This window comes from Thalassotalea sp. Sam97 (assembly GCF_041379765.1).
Classification (GTDB): domain Bacteria; phylum Pseudomonadota; class Gammaproteobacteria; order Enterobacterales; family Alteromonadaceae; genus Thalassotalea_A; species Thalassotalea_A maritima.
In genome coordinates this window covers 36,786-53,269 of the sequence record NZ_CP166919.1, presented here as the reverse complement: position 1 = coordinate 53,269, position 16,484 = coordinate 36,786, and the positions used below count along the sequence as shown (strand labels likewise).

General features: G+C 43.6%; 12 protein-coding genes and 1 riboswitch. Of the genes, 2 read left to right on the top strand and 10 right to left on the bottom strand.

Features of this window, described 5'->3' with window-relative positions:
• Positions 1-16 precede the first annotated feature (16 nt).
• Positions 17-114: riboswitch (cyclic di-GMP riboswitch) on the top strand.
• Between the two features lie 83 nt (positions 115-197).
• The 5 genes from ACAX20_RS00230 to cdd form a co-directional block, all read right to left on the bottom strand.
• Positions 198-2,015, bottom strand: coding sequence for a DUF885 family protein (locus ACAX20_RS00230; protein WP_371187521.1), 1,818 nt, complete (start codon positions 2,013-2,015; stop codon positions 198-200).
• A gap of 36 nt (positions 2,016-2,051) precedes the next feature.
• Entirely contained in the window at positions 2,052-2,528 is a 477-nt protein-coding gene (locus ACAX20_RS00225) for a DUF523 domain-containing protein (RefSeq protein WP_371187519.1), read from the bottom strand.
• Entirely contained in the window at positions 2,528-4,276 is a 1,749-nt protein-coding gene (locus ACAX20_RS00220; RefSeq protein WP_371187517.1) for a monovalent cation:proton antiporter-2 (CPA2) family protein, read from the bottom strand. Before ACAX20_RS00220 ends, ACAX20_RS00225 begins: the two co-directional genes overlap by 1 nt.
• A 173-nt stretch (positions 4,277-4,449) precedes the next feature.
• Complete coding sequence (gene deoA / locus ACAX20_RS00215; RefSeq protein ID WP_371187515.1) at positions 4,450-5,766, bottom strand: thymidine phosphorylase; 1,317 nt, start codon at positions 5,764-5,766, stop codon at positions 4,450-4,452.
• A 27-nt stretch (positions 5,767-5,793) separates the two neighbouring features.
• Positions 5,794-6,210 (bottom strand): cytidine deaminase, encoded by a 417-nt coding sequence (gene cdd, locus ACAX20_RS00210; protein ID WP_371187513.1) that lies wholly within the window; start codon positions 6,208-6,210, stop codon positions 5,794-5,796.
• A 175-nt stretch (positions 6,211-6,385) separates the two neighbouring features.
• Between cdd and ACAX20_RS00205 the strand changes: the two genes are divergently transcribed.
• Positions 6,386-7,261, top strand: coding sequence for a hypothetical protein (locus ACAX20_RS00205; RefSeq protein ID WP_371187511.1), 876 nt, complete (start codon positions 6,386-6,388; stop codon positions 7,259-7,261).
• A 74-nt stretch (positions 7,262-7,335) separates the two neighbouring features.
• On the opposite strand, the gene ACAX20_RS00200 is transcribed toward ACAX20_RS00205, so the two are convergent.
• On the bottom strand, positions 7,336-8,232 hold the full coding sequence (locus ACAX20_RS00200; protein ID WP_371187509.1) for a spermidine synthase: 897 nt from the start codon (positions 8,230-8,232) through the stop codon (positions 7,336-7,338).
• A complete protein-coding gene (locus ACAX20_RS00195; RefSeq protein ID WP_371189678.1) occupies positions 8,207-8,848 on the bottom strand; it encodes a fused MFS/spermidine synthase in 642 nt (213 codons plus the stop codon). The genes ACAX20_RS00200 and ACAX20_RS00195 overlap by 26 nt, the downstream gene beginning before the upstream one ends.
• A 166-nt stretch (positions 8,849-9,014) precedes the next feature.
• On the opposite strand from ACAX20_RS00195, the gene ACAX20_RS00190 reads away from it, so the two are divergent.
• On the top strand, positions 9,015-9,941 hold the full coding sequence (locus ACAX20_RS00190; protein WP_371187507.1) for an aldo/keto reductase family oxidoreductase: 927 nt from the start codon (positions 9,015-9,017) through the stop codon (positions 9,939-9,941).
• 40 nt (positions 9,942-9,981) lie between these two features.
• Here the strand turns inward: ACAX20_RS00190 and malQ are convergent, their stop codons facing one another.
• From malQ to glgB, 3 genes are read right to left on the bottom strand one after another with little or no spacing between them, the layout of a single operon-like run.
• The gene (gene malQ, locus ACAX20_RS00185; RefSeq protein WP_371187505.1) at positions 9,982-12,162 is read right to left on the bottom strand and encodes a 4-alpha-glucanotransferase; all 2,181 of its coding nucleotides are present in this window, start codon (positions 12,160-12,162) and stop codon (positions 9,982-9,984) included.
• 8 nt (positions 12,163-12,170) lie between these two features.
• Positions 12,171-14,273, bottom strand: a complete 2,103-nt coding sequence (glgX, locus tag ACAX20_RS00180) for a glycogen debranching protein GlgX (RefSeq protein WP_371187503.1) — start codon at positions 14,271-14,273, stop codon at positions 12,171-12,173.
• Positions 14,274-14,287: 14 nt separating this feature from the next.
• Complete coding sequence (gene glgB / locus ACAX20_RS00175) at positions 14,288-16,480, bottom strand: 1,4-alpha-glucan branching protein GlgB (protein ID WP_371187501.1); 2,193 nt, start codon at positions 16,478-16,480, stop codon at positions 14,288-14,290.
• Between the last annotated feature and the right edge of the window lie 4 nt (positions 16,481-16,484).

Sequence of the window (16,484 nt, the reverse complement as noted above, 5' to 3'; positions counted from 1 at the left end):
GGGCTACTTACTTTTAGCTCGTCCAAGGCAAACCTGACGAAAGTTAGGGACGCAAAGTTACCGGTCTTAGGTCAACGTGCATTGCACATTGATGATGACAGCGGGACTGCCGACTAAGGTATAGTGGGGGCTTACCTTTATTTGCAATTCAGCCGTTATTGATCTGTACTTTGCATGCCTTGCCTTTACGGGCCCTTTCAGACCCGACTCTCATCCTTATCAATCTTTTTTAGCGAATTTAACGCCCCGTACCCCGTCAAGCCATTAGCGCGTCGTTTTTTGTCAGCGATATAAGCTTCAATTGTTTGCTCTAACATCGACAATGGAATAGAGCCATTTTCGAGAATACGATCATGAAATTCGCGAATATCAAAGTGTGCACCAAGCGCGACTTCTGCTTTTGCACGCAAGCGTTTGATGGTGATCTCGCCAAGCTTGTATGACAGCGCTTGTCCTGGCCAAGAAATATAACGATCGATTTCCGTCTTTACATTATGTAGTGAGAGTGCCGAATTACTGGCTAAATAGTCCTTCGCCTGTTGACGAGTCCAGCCTTTCATATGCATACCGGTATCAACCACTAAGCGAACTGCTCGCCACATTTCATACGTTAAACGACCAAAGTTAGCGTAAGGATCTTGATAAAAGCCCATTTCTAACCCCAAGTACTCTGAGTATAGACCCCAACCTTCACCGAACGCTGAAATATAGGTTTGTCTGCGAAATTCAGGAACATCAGTCATTTCTCTTGCAATCGAGCCTTGTAGATGGTGCCCTGGCACCGCTTCATGTAAGGTTAGCGCTTCTAAAACGTACAATGGGCGACGCTCCAGTGCGTAGGTATTTACCCAGTAGTTCCCAGGCTGATCATCCTTAGCTGGCCCGGAATAACGCCCAGTTGTATATTTCGGGGCGATTGCCGCCGGTACCGCAATAACACCATATGGTGTACGCGGTAGTGTTTTAAAAAATCGAGGTAATTGGGCATCGGCTTGCTTGGCAAGATATGACGCTTCTTTAAGTAATTGCTCTGGAGTGGTTGCGTAAAATTTTGGATCGGTACGCAAAAATTCAACAAATTCAGCAAAACTTCCGTCAAAGCCCACTTGTTCGATAATATCTTCCATCTCATCACGGATACGCGCAACTTCGTCTAAGCCAATTTGATGGATCTCATCAACGCTCAAATTCAACGTGGTGTAATGTTTGACGCGGTTTTTATAAATAGCCTCACCATTAGGCCAATCTTTTGCCGCAATCGTTTGTCGTGCTCCGGGGATATATTCGTCCACCATAAAATCATAAAACTGCTGATACGACGACAATACCGAATCATGAATCACTTGTTTTGCGTCATTGCGCAAACGTTGCTGTTCAGCATCGCTTAAATATTTTGGTAGCTGAACAAATGGCTGATAAAAATCACTGGCGGTTACATCATCAACAATAAAAGCACTGATTGATTGCTCGAAACCAGTTAATACCACTTGTGGCTGGGTCATACCGTTTGCTAACCCTTTGCGCATCCAAGCTATTTGCTGTTGAAAATATTCAGGCAATGCCGCTAATCGCTGTAAATATAAATCATAGTCAGCTAAAGACTGAAAGCTTGAGCGTGATACCATAAAGGTTAAATACGCATGAAAACCCGCTTCAGCAGTAATCGGTAAGTAATGATCGAGATTATTATATGAATCTATGTCATTCTTCAGTTTATACGATAATATCGCGTGATTAATTTGTTGCTGCTTGGCAAGCTTGGTCACATCAATTTGTTGTAACCTTTGGTAAATATCGCTTATAACTTGATGCTTTTCAGCCAATGCGGTCGGCGATAGGTCGTAATAAAGAATGTTATTTTCTTTAACAAAAGGGTCTTGGCTACGACGATATTGCTGCTCCTGTGCAATTATCTTGATTAACTGCTGTTCAGCGTCATTTCTATTATCATTTCGCTCGGTAGCGCACGCTATGAGTAGTAGTGAAAAAGCGAATGTTACAACGTGTTTGATCATTATTTTTCTCGTTATGTTTTGCTGTGGTGGTCAATGCTAGTGACCACATAGGGCTTGATAATCATTGATAAGTTGTGACAAGGTTAACTCACTATAAACACCAATGCCATGCTCGGTAAGTAGCTTAGCCGTTTCCCCTTGGCCTTGAATTTTCGTGCCATTAAACTGACCATCATACACTTGGCTACTACCACAAGATGGACTAAATTCCTTTAATAAAGCAAAACCTATCTGCTGCGCTTTACATAATGCTAAGGCTGCTTCGGCACCTCGCGTAAACGCTTCACTGACATCGTTACCATACTCATCAATCACCTTACCGTTACGTTGTTCTGCTCTAGGCCTCGGAACAGGTAATCCGCCAGCAACTTCGGGACAAATCAAAACTAACTTACCTTGTTGCTGCCAAGTTGTTATTTGTGGGTGAATCAAACCTTTGCTTTGTCCATCATAGCGAACAGGATTACCCAATAGGCAACTGCTGATCAGAATTTTATCGGAAAACGCCGTCATTATTGTTGGTGATCCTGCTTAAACAGAGTCTCGAGCTCAGCACGGCCTTGATTGGCGACTTTAATGACTTCTTGCAAATCGTAATGTTGCTTATGATATGACTTATCTAGTAGTTCTTCATCGTGCATCTTAAACACTTGCACCATATATTCAGCACGCGCTTCATCAAAACCATATTCTTGTAATACTAGTTTTGCTGCATGCAGTGAACTGTCAAACATTTCTCGGACACTGCTGTAAACACCAATATCACGAAACTGTAAAACACTAATACGACTTTTCGCACGGGCAATGATTTTAATGTGCGGGTAATGCTCTTTTACTACCTTTGCTATTTGCAAACCATGCTTATCTGAATCCGCGGCAATGAACATGACACGCGCGTGTTTAACCCCTGCGGCTTGCAACAACTTTAAGTTGGTCGCATCACCAAAAAACACTTTGTTGCCAAACTTTTTAATAAATTCAATATGTTGCGCGTTATTATCTAGCGCTGTAAAGGGAATATTATTGGCCGATAAAATACGCCCTGCAATTTGACCGAATCGGCCAAAACCGGCAATGATAACTTCAGGTTCAACGACATCGGTCTGCTGATCGTATTCAGGTTGAGCGCTTTTTTGTCGTTGTAAGTATTCATATGCCATCACCAATGGCGAGGTTAGTGCCATAGAAATACCCACGACCAAGGTTGCTTCATCGGCTATTTTACTTGGTAACAAGCCACCTTGAGTAGCAACGTTAAAAATCACAAACGCGAACTCACCACCTTGTGAAAGCATTAACGCTAATCGCAATGGATGAGTACCTTGTCGATTATTGAACCGAACCAACAAATAAATGATCAACGTTTTGGTAACGATTAAGGCAATAGCCATCGGCACTATCATGGCATTTTGCCATAGTAGCGATAATTCAATATTCATGCCTACTGCCATGAAAAACAAGCCCAGTAACAAACCTTTAAACGGCGCTATTTCAACTTCCAGTTGATGCCGGAAAGTAGAGTTTGCCAACAAAACACCAGCCAAAAAGGCACCTAATCCCATCGATAGGTGTGCCACTTGCATAACCCAAGCTGTCGCACAAACAATCAGTAGCGCTGATGCCGTCATAACTTCACTACTGCCATATTGCGACATCAGTCTCAGTAAAGGATTAATTAGATAACGACCACTGACTAAGACGCCGATAATAATAGCAACACTGACCCACCAAGCCGGCGCATCGGCAGCACTTGCTCCAGATAAATATGACACCAGTAACACAATCGGGATCACTGCCATGTCTTGCATCAGCAGTATTGATAAACCTTTTTGCCCCATTGGGGTTTTAAGTATTTGCTTCTCATCCATTAAGCCGACAGCAAACGCTGTTGACGACAATGCCAATGCCAAGCCGATGACTAAGGCGATCTGCCAACTCAAGCCAAACAACAAAGCGGTACCACCAATTACCGCTGCGCATAACAGCAATTGCCCTCCACCAATAAAAACAATCTTATTGCGCATTCGCATCAGTTTTTCCGGCTCTAACTCTAAACCGATGATGAATAATAGAAACACCACACCAAGCTCAGCAAAATGCAGCACTTGCTCAGGATCATCAAATAATGCGAGTACGGATGGACCAACAATAACTCCAGCCGCTAAGTAGCCAAGAATGGCACCCAATTTAAAGCGACTAAAAATAGGAACAGCGATAACCGCTGCCGAGAGAAACACAACACCTGTGGCTAATGAGGACATATCTATTTGTAAAAATTATGTTTTACTTATCGGCATCATACCAAAAGCAATACACCTTGTAGATAGTTACCAATAAACTTTATCGGACACATCACGTTGCACAATAACCACAGGTCAAAGTGGTGAGTAAAGTCTCTTTTGAAAGCTTATCCTGTGAAAGTCTAACAAATGCGTTAACTAATAACCTGATAAATAACCGGCGTTTCTGTATTTTGCGCACTGTCACTGATGGTTACTTTCGAAAGGTAATCCGCACTCGCTTTTGCTGCCTGCTGAGCATCTTTAGCATGTATTCGTGCAATCACATCGCCTTTGCTAACATGATGACCAACACCAACAATGTGGTCAAAGCCAACACTGTGATCGATTTGCGCATCGTTACTTAAACGACCGCCACCGAGACCCACGACAAGCATACCGATATCACGAGTTTGCATCGCGCTAATCACACCATCATGCGGTGCTTTGATATCAGCCAAAACATTGGCTTTGGGCAAATATTGGTGGTAATTTTCAATAAAATCAACTGGTCCGCCCATAGCGGCAATCATTTTTGCAAACACTTCAGCGGCTTGACCATTATCGAGTACCGTATCAACCATTTGTTGTGCTTGCTGCTGATTATTGGCTAGTTTGCCATCGATTAACATGGCTGCCGCCAAACCTGACACAACCTCATGTAAACGCGGGTTACGACACGATGTAGTCAAGTATTCTAATGTTTCGATGATTTCAACGGCATTTCCTGCGCTTGTACCAAGAACCTGATTCATATCGGTAATCAAGGCCTGTGTTTTAACGCCAGCACCGTTAGCAACATTAACGATACTGGTTGCTAACGCCTTAGCGTCATCAATGCTTTGCATCATGGCTCCATTACCAACTTTTACATCCATCACCAAGGTATCCAAGCCTGCGGCTAACTTTTTCGACAAAATGGATGCGGTAATCAATGGTATTGAATCTACCGTAGCCGTCACATCGCGAATGCCATACAAACGTTTATCTGCCGGAGCAATATTGCTTGTTTGACCGATAATCGCCACACCTATTTGCTTTACCAACTCCTGAAAGCGCTGTTCGCTCGGTTGTACATCAAACCCAGGGATCGACTCCAGCTTATCGACTGTGCCGCCGGTATGGCCAAGACCGCGACCGGAGATCATCGGTACATAACCGCCATTAGCGGCAACAATAGCTGCTAACATAAAACTGACTTTATCGCCGACACCGCCGGTAGAATGTTTATCGACAATTGGCCCGTCTAGATCAGGCCAACTAAATGACTGCCCAGAGTCTTTCATTGCTTGAGTTAATGTTACCGTCTCTTCAACATCCATGCCCTTAAGTAAAATTGCCATGGCCATAGCGCCAACTTGCGCATCATTAAAAGATCCTGACGATAGGCCATCAACAAAAGCGCGAATATAGTCATCAGATAAGCTATGACCGTCACGTTTTAAGCGGATAATTTCTTGGGGAATAAACATGGTAGCTCCTGAATAAGGCTGTAGTAACTAATCTGTAAGGTCTTTAGGGGTAAAGGCATCCGGTAACATGGTCTTAACCGACCACGCCACCACATCCCCCAAATGATTGGTGGCATAAACATTGGCATCGCTATCTAAAAATTCAGCAATTACTTGCCGGCAGGCACCACAAGGTGGGGTTAGCTTATTCATCTCGGTATAAATTACGATGTATGCAAACTGTTGCTCGCCATTAGCTATCGCTTGACCTAAGCAATTGCGCTCAGCACAAATAGTTAGACCGTAAGAGGCATTCTCGACATTACAGCCGCTGACAACGTTGCCATTTTTGGTTAGTGCGGCGGCACCTACCTGAAAGTTACTATAAGGCGCATACGCGTTATCATAAGCTTGCTTGGCGGCTGCAACGAGTTGTGTAAACTGCTTGGGTAATTGATTAGTCAAAATAAACACTCCAGTTTCACGATTGTGGACCCATTAATTTGCTGATGGTGTTGCGTTGCGCAGCAAACGAAGATTCGCTCAGAAATTCGCGCAAATAGGGTTATCTAAACAGTAAAATTCTGTCACAATCTAAAGTGTAGCAAAGACATCAAGAACACCATAACGGGAGGTAAACATGCGACGCAGTCTTGTTATCCTACTGGTTATCTTTATACTCGTAGCGATCAGTAAATGGTTTATCATGACCACTGAACACGGCTTAGATATGAACACGCCACAAGCGATTGATTCACAACCATCACTGACATCAACAGGCTCTGAGATTGATGCCAGTCAGTCACTGCCAACAACAAAACAGCCGACAGCCGACACGACAAAAACAAGCCAAGCTACAGATAAAAACACATCGAGCTCGGAGCCATCACCAACAACCAAAGAGCATACCGAGAGTAAGCCGCAGCACCCAGATAATGAGTCGTTCTCTAAGGCTGTAAACAACAGTATAGCGCCTTTAGAAGCGGCGAGTATTACCATAAAAACCTCACTAGAAAGCCTCTCCGCATTTGCTTGGCAACACAGCAAAAATCAACCTGAATCCACCACGAATAGCTTGCAGTTATACCCAAAATCAAGCGCTGACATTATCCGCAGTGCGTTACAAATTACTCCGTATTTTGGCCTAGAAGCAGATTACGACGATTTTCAATGGTTGCAGCAAAACCCCTCGCCACTGTTTTCCCCTGGTAGTGATTTAAACGCTGTGTTAGTCAATGTAAAAGGCTCTGTACCATTGGGTAATTCATCGTCATTATTTGCCAAATTTGGCATTGGTGCATGGCTGGCTGAGCAACAAGATTCATTAACTCAAAACGCTCTGACTCCTGCAATGAATCAGCTAAATTCTAATATTCGCTATGGCACAGATGTGTTTTATGGCGTTGGTTATGAGTTTGATTACGACGACTATATATTCACCTCGCAATGGCAAGTGTTTGAAATAGAAGGGCAGCAATATGAAATTTACAGTATTGGCGGCGGTTTTCGCTTCTAGCTTATAAGCAATGCTCGTTAGGATGAGCAATATATTGTAGCGACACACAAAACTGCCGTCGCTGCACGATACAACTAAAGCAGATTTGCTGGTGAATATTGATCGGTTAACACTCTCGCCTCAGAATCTGTCGGCTGATGGTAATCAAGGAGTGACAATATATCGGCAACATCCACATCAAATTTACCTAACGCTGGGGCCAGTAATTCGACATTTTCGTCGGTGTTTACCGTTTTATCCATATTGACAATAATGACTCGATTGCCGCGTTTGAAACTTTTTTCGATGGCATAAAATCCACCAAAAACCGCATGATAGGTGGCCGACTCATGATCATACAAAGTGCTCGATGAAAATGTATTTGCGACCAACATACCATCAGCTGATAAAAGAGCTTGCGCTTCTTGCAAAAACTCCTTGGTCAATAAATGCTCCGGAATGTATTCGCCATTGAAGGCATCAAGAAAAATAGCATCATATTTTTGCGACTTTAATAGCGCCCGCTTGATGAATATACGCCCGTCTTGGGTATGACTTTTTACATTGCCAGTTTCTATGAAGTTAAAATATTGACGGGCGACACGCACCACCGCCGGATCAATTTCTACATTATCAATCTCAATATTAGGGTACATATCCAGTAATACATTCGATAATGTGCCACCGCCTAAACCAATAATGAGGACTCGTTCTGGCTTAGCGTGAAACACCAACGAAGCCATCATAAATTTTGTGTAATCAAATACCAACTTATTAGGCTGTTTTAAGTTAATGCACGACTGACTCGAGGTACGTCGCTTGACGGAGAACTTTAAACAGCGTCGTTCACCGTGTTCATCCACCAATATATTACGATACAAAGAACGTTCTTCTTTGATGACTTTGGCAACAGCTGGTGATGTAGCAAATGACAATATCGTCGCTAAAAAAACGCTAAATGCGACGTTATGCTTGCAAAGCAACTTTGGCATATTTGCTCTCCCAAAAACTGACCAATACCGCTAGAAGACCAATACACGCCAATAGCGTACAAAAGGTCACCAAAATGGTATTCACTTCAAACCATAAGACTAAGTAAAACGATGTCGCTAAGGTGCCCAGAGCTGAACCTAATGTTGACACAAAATAAAGGATACCCGCTACATGACCACTTTCGTGCTCATTAGTCACCAACAAACGTACCGAGTAAGGGGAAATCATGCCGAGGATCACCGTCGGAATAAAAAACAATAGCAAAGACGCAATTAACGAGCCGTAGCGAGCATCATCAAAGTAAGTAAACACCCACTCTAACATCGTTGTCGCTGCGAGTATTAACGGCAACAACGTTAATCCAGCCGCGATAAAAATAACGCCATACTTTTTCAATGACGGTTGATGTAAAGACCAACGACCACCAAGTAAATAACCCAATGATAGCGCTAACATGAATACAGTGATGATACTGCCCCAAACATGCACGCTTGAACCAAAGTAAGGCGCAAGAATACGACCCCCCAACAACTCGATGCCCATAATAGAAAAGCCACTGCTAAAGGCCAGTAGATAAATAAATAGGTTGTGCCAATTTGAACGCTCTTTCGACATCGAAATGCCACCCCAAAAGTTAAAAAATACGTTAACAGGTACAGTAGCAAATAAATTCACAGGAAAAAACTAGCCCTGATAATTAGTCTTGAAAACGCCCCTCTTGAAAGCGACAATATAGTGGTTTATCACTCTTTATCACACCGATTCAAAGGTACGTATTGCTATGGGCACAGCCAAACAAGTTCAAATAGGTCATTTAACATTACCATCATCTCGATTAGTTTACGGTTGCATGCGCATCAATGGTGATGGTTCATCGCAAGCGGTAGCTCAAGGCAAACACGCTATCCGTACAGCAATTGACGCGGGTTATAATCATTTTGATCATGCCAATATTTACGGCGGCGGCCAATGCGAAAGCATTTTTGGTGAGGTTATGAAAGAATCGCCAGAATTGCGCGATAAACTGATTATCACCAGTAAAGCTGGCATTCGTTTTGCCGTGGAAAGTAAACCAGATAGTGTAAAGCGCTATGACTTTCGCAAACAACACTTAATTAGTGAAGTCGAAGCCTCACTCAAGCGACTGAATGTCGATGCGCTGGATCTCTTTTTATTACATCGCCCTGATTATTTGTTTGATCCACACGAAGTCGCAGAAACTTTTGAGCAATTAAAGCGACAAGGGAAAGTAAAACAGTTTGGCGTGAGCAACTTTAAACCATCGCAGCTGACCATGCTGCAATCATTCACCCAAGAAAAATTGGTTGCTAATCAAGTAGAAATCAACATTCACAATGTCGATGCTTTCGAAAATGGCACTCTAGATCAATGCTTTAAGGATAATATCACCGCTATGGCCTGGTGTCCTATCGCAACCGTTGTTTACGAAGCATGGGGAAATACTTTTAGCGAAACAGATATCGCTCGCATCCACCAAGAATTAGATCGTCAGGCCCAAATTTACAACGAAGAAAAATGGATCGTCATGCTTGCATGGTTAATGAAGCACCCTGTTAATATCTGCCCAATTATTGGCTCAACAAACCCACAACGTATTAATGCCGCCATGCGCGCACTTGATATTGGCTACAGCCGAGAAGATTGGTACCGACTGCTACAAGCACGAAATGGCGAACCGGTCGCTTAATATATCCGTATTTAGCATACTCTCAACCTACCTAAACGACCTAAGTTGATGATTTAGGTCGCTCTTGTGTCATAATTTTGATTAGCTGCTGTAAGCTTTGCTGCGACCAAAGCTCATCGAGCTTATACGGCATACGTCGACGCCAATTAGGGTGCTCATCAACGGTACCTGGAATATTTACCTGCTCAGTTAAGTTCAGAGCATCCTCAAGAGGCACCATCAACATGGCACTAGGGGTTCTTGCCAAAAACCGCTGCACCGCCTCAACTAAACACTGCTGGCTTATTGAACGTGTCGCTTGTTTATCTTCTGTCGTTAATAATAAACCTTCAAATTCTAGCGCCGCCAGCAACTGCTGTTTCGCTTGAGTGCGATTGTGTCTTTCTTCATCTGCTATGCCTTGGTTTGGATACAAATTTAATTTTTGTCGCCAATCGAGATCATTACCATGCCACCATCCCAACAAAGGTGGTAAATCATGTGTGGCAACTGTCGCCATTGCCAACTCTGGATATATTTCAGGCCGAAAAAACAAACCACTTGGCCAACGTTCAAAAGGCAATACACGATAAGATAATAAGCCAGCTTTAGCCATAACAGCGCGAAAGCCATCTGGTATGTTACCTAAATCTTCACCAACAACCACACACCGATTGCGATGTGACTCTAAAGCAATAATGCGAAAAATATCATCGACAGGAAAACTTATATATACGCCTTGGTCGGCTGCCATACCAGGTGCCACCCAATATTGTCGTAGCAACCCTAAAATATGATCAATCCGCAGCGCACCTGCATGACGCATATTGCTGCGTAGCGCTTTGACTAAAGGTTGGTAACCTTGTTCTTGCAAGGTAACTGGGTTCATCGGTGTAAGCCCCCAGCTTTGCCCTAAACGGTTCATCGCATCAGGCGGTGCACCAATACTAACTCCAGCAACATAGCTGTGCTTATCAGCCCACACATCGGCACCACCACCATCACAGCCAACAGCCAAATCCAGATAAAGACCTATTGGCATGCCATGTTGTTTAGCATCTTTCGCGACCTTAGCCAGCTGCCTTTCTGCAATAAATTGTAAAAATTGAAAATAGCCAATACGCTCAATATGTTGCTGCTGAAATTCAAGCACCGAAGCGCTGTGATAATCTTGATATTCCAATGGCCAAGATTGCCAACTATGAGCCCCTCCATCTTGTTGCTGAAAATGCTCATGCAATGCATCAAATGTCGCTAACGCCAACAAATCATCGCCAATGGTGCATATAAAATCGCGATAGGCCATCGCAAAGTCACTATCTTGCCAATTATCGACAAAATCTTGGTACAGTAGCTCTAGCACTTGCTGCTTAAGGTGTGCGGCATAGCTGTAATCAACCAATTGCGCTTGATTCGCACGAGCTAAGTGTTGCTGAAATTCCTCAGAATGAACCAATTGCTGCGCAGCTTGGCAGTCACTAAAGTTATCAACAGAACAAACGTCAATATAACTGACATTATAAAAACTGCGACTGCTTGGTGAATACGGGCTAATATGGTTGGGATTTGCCGGAAACAAAGGATGTAGAGGGTTTAAGCCAATAGCCGCTATGCCTTGGCTAGCAGCGCCATTAACCAAGCGGCGCAAATCACCAAAGTCACCGATCCCCCAACTTTGCTGTGATTTCAAAGAATATAGCTGTACCGCCAAGCCCCACATCCGATAGTCAGCAATATCACTCGGCACTAAGCACATTTTTGGGGCTACAATGACATAACATTGTGCTTGTTGCTTACCTAAGGCAACCGATAACCGATGATACCCTTGGTCTATTTTCGGTAACGGTAACGTTAACCGCAGATAAAGCTCATTATCAATGTGACGTTGCTCAATAACGGAAAGCTGCTGTGCATCACAACGTCCCGTCATTACTTGACCAGTTTCTAAATCAAAGCGCCAGCTCAACCATTCAGATAAATCACTCGCTTTTACACTCACCGTTACCTGATATTTTTCGTCTTCTTCATTAATAATCTGACTCGCTGGTAATAACCTAAGCCAAGACTGATATTGAAGCGCTTGTGTAGCATCCAGCATCGCCTGCGGACTACTAACATCGTAGCCCATGGCTGTTAGCAACGCTGTTAATGCGTCATCATTGACCGTCACCCAATTATTAAAAAAACCGTGGTAACCTAGGTGAAAACCGACTTGTTGGGCAAGCATATGCAGTGCTGTCATGGTAAATCCTATTGTCCCGTGTGACTGTAACTCAGCACATGAGTGCTATGTGGAGCTATCGTTAGCAGGGTATCGCTAATTTGCCTGCGTAAAAAAGGGGCTTGCTCGTTAGCCGTGTCAATAATTTGTGACCAGCTCCCCAATAAATGAGGCAACTGAAATTGGGTTACGTGGCTGTGCGCATTAAAAATAATCAGCAAGCCATCATCAACCAACGGTTCATGTTCAGTATCTGCTAACATCATCGCAAAGCTTTTCAACGCCTTATTGTGCCAATTGCTCTCGTCCATCGGTTCACCATGACAATTAAACCAGCTTAGATCTTTTAAACCCGTCCTAGTCGATATCTGCCGCCCATGTTGATAGTGCAAGCGATTTAATAATGGGTGCTGCTTACGCAAATCAATCAATTGCCTAACAAACTCAACTTGCTGCAGATCCTCCTTATGCCATGTTAGCCAAGTCATCTCATTATCTTGACAGTAAGCGTTATTATTGCCTTGTTGAGTATGATTACGTTCATCGCCCGCTAACAACATCGGCGTACCTTGCGCGAAAAACAACGTTGCGAGAATATTGCGCTTTTGTTGTCGTCGCACTTGTAGAGTACGTAAATCAGAGGTCTCTCCTTCAGCACCATAATTACAGCTGAAATTACTACCGTGACCATCTCGGTTTGCTTCGCCATTGGCATGATTATGACGCTGCTCATAGGTCACTAAATCATGTAATGTGTAGCCATCATGGCTCGTTACCATATTGACGCTAGCATAAGGGCGACGTCCATGATGCTCAAATAAATCAGCACTGCCGTGTAAGCGACGTGCAAGCTCTGGCACCATTCCTTCATCACCACGCCAAAAGCGTCGCACGGCATCGCGAAATCGATCATTCCACTCCAGCCAATTCCCTGGGAACTGGCCAAGTTGGTAACCACCATGGCCTATATCCCATGGTTCGGCGATTAAGCGTACGTTGGCCAAAACAGGGTCTTGCCTTAAAGCTGTAAAAAAGCTACTTTGTCGATCAAAGGCATCACTATCGTGGCGGTTTTTACGACCTAAAATAGGCGCTAAATCAAAACGAAAGCCATCAACCCCCATGACTTCCACCCAGTACCTTAAACTGTCCATCACCATTTGTAATACCCTAGGATGAGCAATATTAAGGGTGTTACCGCAACCAGAGTGGTTGACATAATAACGCTTATCTTCATGATCAAGTAGATAATAGCTAGCGTTATCGATGCCTTTAAAGCTATAGGTCGGCCCTAAATGGTTTCCTTCAGCCGTGTGGTTATATACCACGTCAAGAATCACTTCGAGCCCAGCTTCGTGCATGGTTGCAACCATGCGCTGAAATTCGCCAATATCGTTATCTGTGCTATAGCGCACCTCAGGTGCAAAAAAAGCGATTGAGTTATAGCCCCAATAATTTTTTAAGCCTTTTTCTAAGACAAAAGATTCATCGGCAAACGCATGCACAGGCAGTAACTCTACCGCACTAATCCCCAAGTTTTGCAGGTATTGCAACACACTCGCGTGCGCCAAACCGCTGTAAGTACCACGTTGTTGCAACGGCACCTCTTTGTTAAGCTTGGTAAATCCTTTAACATGAGTTTCATAAATAATGGTTTGACTGTTGCTTGTATAACGTGAATATCTGTGGTGCTTGATAGGCTGTAAAGGCTCCACCACCACGCACTTAGGCATCACCGCGGCATTGTCGGTATCATCGATCAGTAAGTCTTGCTGCCTTGATTGAGTATCAAAACCATAGAGGGTGTCGTCGAAGCTGAATGGCCGATTAAGCTTTTTAGCGTATGGGTCTATTAGCAATTTTGCTGAATTAAAACGATGGCCTTGATGTGGCGCATAAGGGCCATGAACTCGGTAGCCATATAAGCATCCCGGCTTAACAGTTGGCAGATAGATATGCCATACCTCATCGGTATATTCACAAAGCTCTATCCGCGCAATTTCACTCTCGGTTTGCTGATCAAACAAACACAGTTCCACTTTTGTGGCGTTGGCAGAAAACAGCGCAAAATTGGTACCTTGGCCATCATAATGTGCTCCAAGAGGGTATTGATGTCCAGGAAGTACTTGCATTTGCGCCTCATTTGTTAAGATTGTATTTCAAATACCAAGGTTGCTAATGGAGGTATAGATATTTCAAATGAATGTTCAAAGCCATGAGATGCAATATATTGACTCGCGCAACCATAAACATTGCCAACATTACTGCCACCATACAAGCTAGCATCTGAGTTAAACACTTCTTTAGCAAACCCTGCGAGTGGCGTACCAATACGAAACTGGTGATGAACGGTTGGGGTAAAATTACAAACCACCAGTACCGGATTGGTTCCCGCCTCTCCATAACGGATGTAACTGAATATCGATTGACTGGAATTTTCATAATCAATCCATTGAAATCCATCATGCTCACAATCTTTTTGATGTAATGCGGGTATCGATTTGTAAAGTTTGTTGAGGTCTTTAACTAATTGCTGGATACCTTTGTGGTTATCGTACTCAAGTAAGTGCCAATCTAAAGAGTGTTCAAAGTTCCACTCGGCTTGCTGAGCGAATTCGCTCCCCATAAACAGCAGTTTTTTACCTGGATGGGTCCACATGAAACCGTAATATGCGCGCAAATTGGCAAAACGTTGCCATTCATCGCCTGGCATGCGACCAAGGATAGAACCTTTGCCATGCACGACCTCATCGTGACTTATTGGTAAAATAAAGTTTTCATCAAACGCATAAACCAAACCGAAGCTGATTTCATTATGGTGGTGTTGGCGATGAATAGGGTCTCTACTGATGTATTGTAACGTATCGTTCATCCAGCCCATGTTCCACTTATAGCCAAAGCCTAGGCCTCCCATTGAGGTTGGACGTGACACCGACGGCCATGATGTGGACTCCTCTGCAACAGAAAAAGCGCCTGGATAATCAGCATACAACTCCTCATTGAATGCCTTGATGAATGCGACTGCTTCAAGGTTTTCGTTACCACCGTGCTCATTAGGAAGCCACTCACCATCTTCTCGACTGTAATCAAGATAAAGCATGGATGCTACGGCATCGACTCGAATACCATCAACATGATAGGTATCAAGCCAATGCAACGCACTGGCTCGCAAAAAATTAGCAACTTCAGTTCTGCCATAGTTATATATCAAGGTATTCCAGTCGGGATGAAAACCTTTGCGCATATCTTCATGTTCGTACAGACAAGTGCCATCGAACTTAGCTAAACCGTGCGAGTCTACAGGGAAATGACCTGGTACCCAGTCAATTAACAATCCTAAGCCTGCACTATGACATGCATCGACAAAATATTTAAAGTCTTCCGGTGTGCCAAAACGAGCCGTTGGTGCAAACAAACCAACTGGCTGGTAACCCCATGAGCCATCAAAAGGGTATTCACTAACTGGCATTAATTGAATATGAGTAAACCCCATATCTAAAGTGTAAGGAATAAGGCGATTGGCAAGCTCTCGATAATTTAAAAATTCATTATGCTCGTCTTTTTGCCATGAACCTAAATGGACTTCGTAGATTGAAATAGCCGCATCTCGCGCATGGCGTGCTGCTCGTTGCTCCATCCAAAGTCTATCATGCCACGAAAACGCTTGTTCCGCGCTGATCACCGAACTCGTATCTGGGCGATATTGTGTTTGCACGCCATAAGGATCGGCTTTTAATGGCAACAAATGACCTGCACTGTCTTTTATTTCAAACTTGTAATGACAACCTGCTTGAACCGGGGTGCTGCAGGCATTTTCAGGAATGAAAATCTCCCAAATGCCACTATCAAGGCGCTTGCGCATTAAGTGGCGACGGCCATCCCAATGATTAAAGTCACCGACCACGGCAACACTGCTAGCATTAGGAGCCCAAACAGCAAAACTAACCCCTTTAACGCCCTCATGCTCAATACAATGCGCACCAAGTTTTTTGTACAGTGTTTTATGTCGACCTTCATTAAATAGATAAATATCTAAGTCACCTAATACCGGCGAAAAAGCGTATGGATCACTAAAGCGCTGATTAGCAGCTTCGAACTGTACATCTAGTTGATAATCAAAACGTTGCTGGCTTTTGGTGACCACAGAAAAAAAGCCACTGGCATCAACTTTCTGCATGTTAAGCACTGCCTTGCCTTTATTATCGACCACCGATACCGCTTTAGCCCCTGGTTGAAAGGTGTTAATGACAATATAGCCTTGTTTATTTACATGCATGCCAAGAAATGCAAACGGGTTGTCGTGCTGAGCTTGTTTAATGGCATCAATTTGTTGCTGCACTTAT

Bases quoted from the DNA above. Each gene is read 5' to 3' on its own strand.
- ACAX20_RS00230 (WP_371187521.1), bottom strand. From the start codon at position 2,015: ATGATCAAACACGTTGTAACATTCGCTTTTTCACTACTACTCATAGCG.
- ACAX20_RS00225 (WP_371187519.1), bottom strand. From the start codon at position 2,528: ATGACGGCGTTTTCCGATAAAATTCTGATCAGCAGTTGCCTATTGGGT.
- ACAX20_RS00220 (WP_371187517.1), bottom strand. From the start codon at position 4,276: ATGTCCTCATTAGCCACAGGTGTTGTGTTTCTCTCGGCAGCGGTTATC.
- deoA (WP_371187515.1), bottom strand. From the start codon at position 5,766: ATGTTTATTCCCCAAGAAATTATCCGCTTAAAACGTGACGGTCATAGC.
- ACAX20_RS00205 (WP_371187511.1), top strand. From the start codon at position 6,386: ATGCGACGCAGTCTTGTTATCCTACTGGTTATCTTTATACTCGTAGCG.
- ACAX20_RS00200 (WP_371187509.1), bottom strand. From the start codon at position 8,232: ATGCCAAAGTTGCTTTGCAAGCATAACGTCGCATTTAGCGTTTTTTTA.
- ACAX20_RS00195 (WP_371189678.1), bottom strand. From the start codon at position 8,848: ATGTCGAAAGAGCGTTCAAATTGGCACAACCTATTTATTTATCTACTG.
- ACAX20_RS00190 (WP_371187507.1), top strand. From the start codon at position 9,015: ATGGGCACAGCCAAACAAGTTCAAATAGGTCATTTAACATTACCATCA.
- malQ (WP_371187505.1), bottom strand. From the start codon at position 12,162: ATGACAGCACTGCATATGCTTGCCCAACAAGTCGGTTTTCACCTAGGT.
- glgX (WP_371187503.1), bottom strand. From the start codon at position 14,273: ATGCAAGTACTTCCTGGACATCAATACCCTCTTGGAGCACATTATGAT.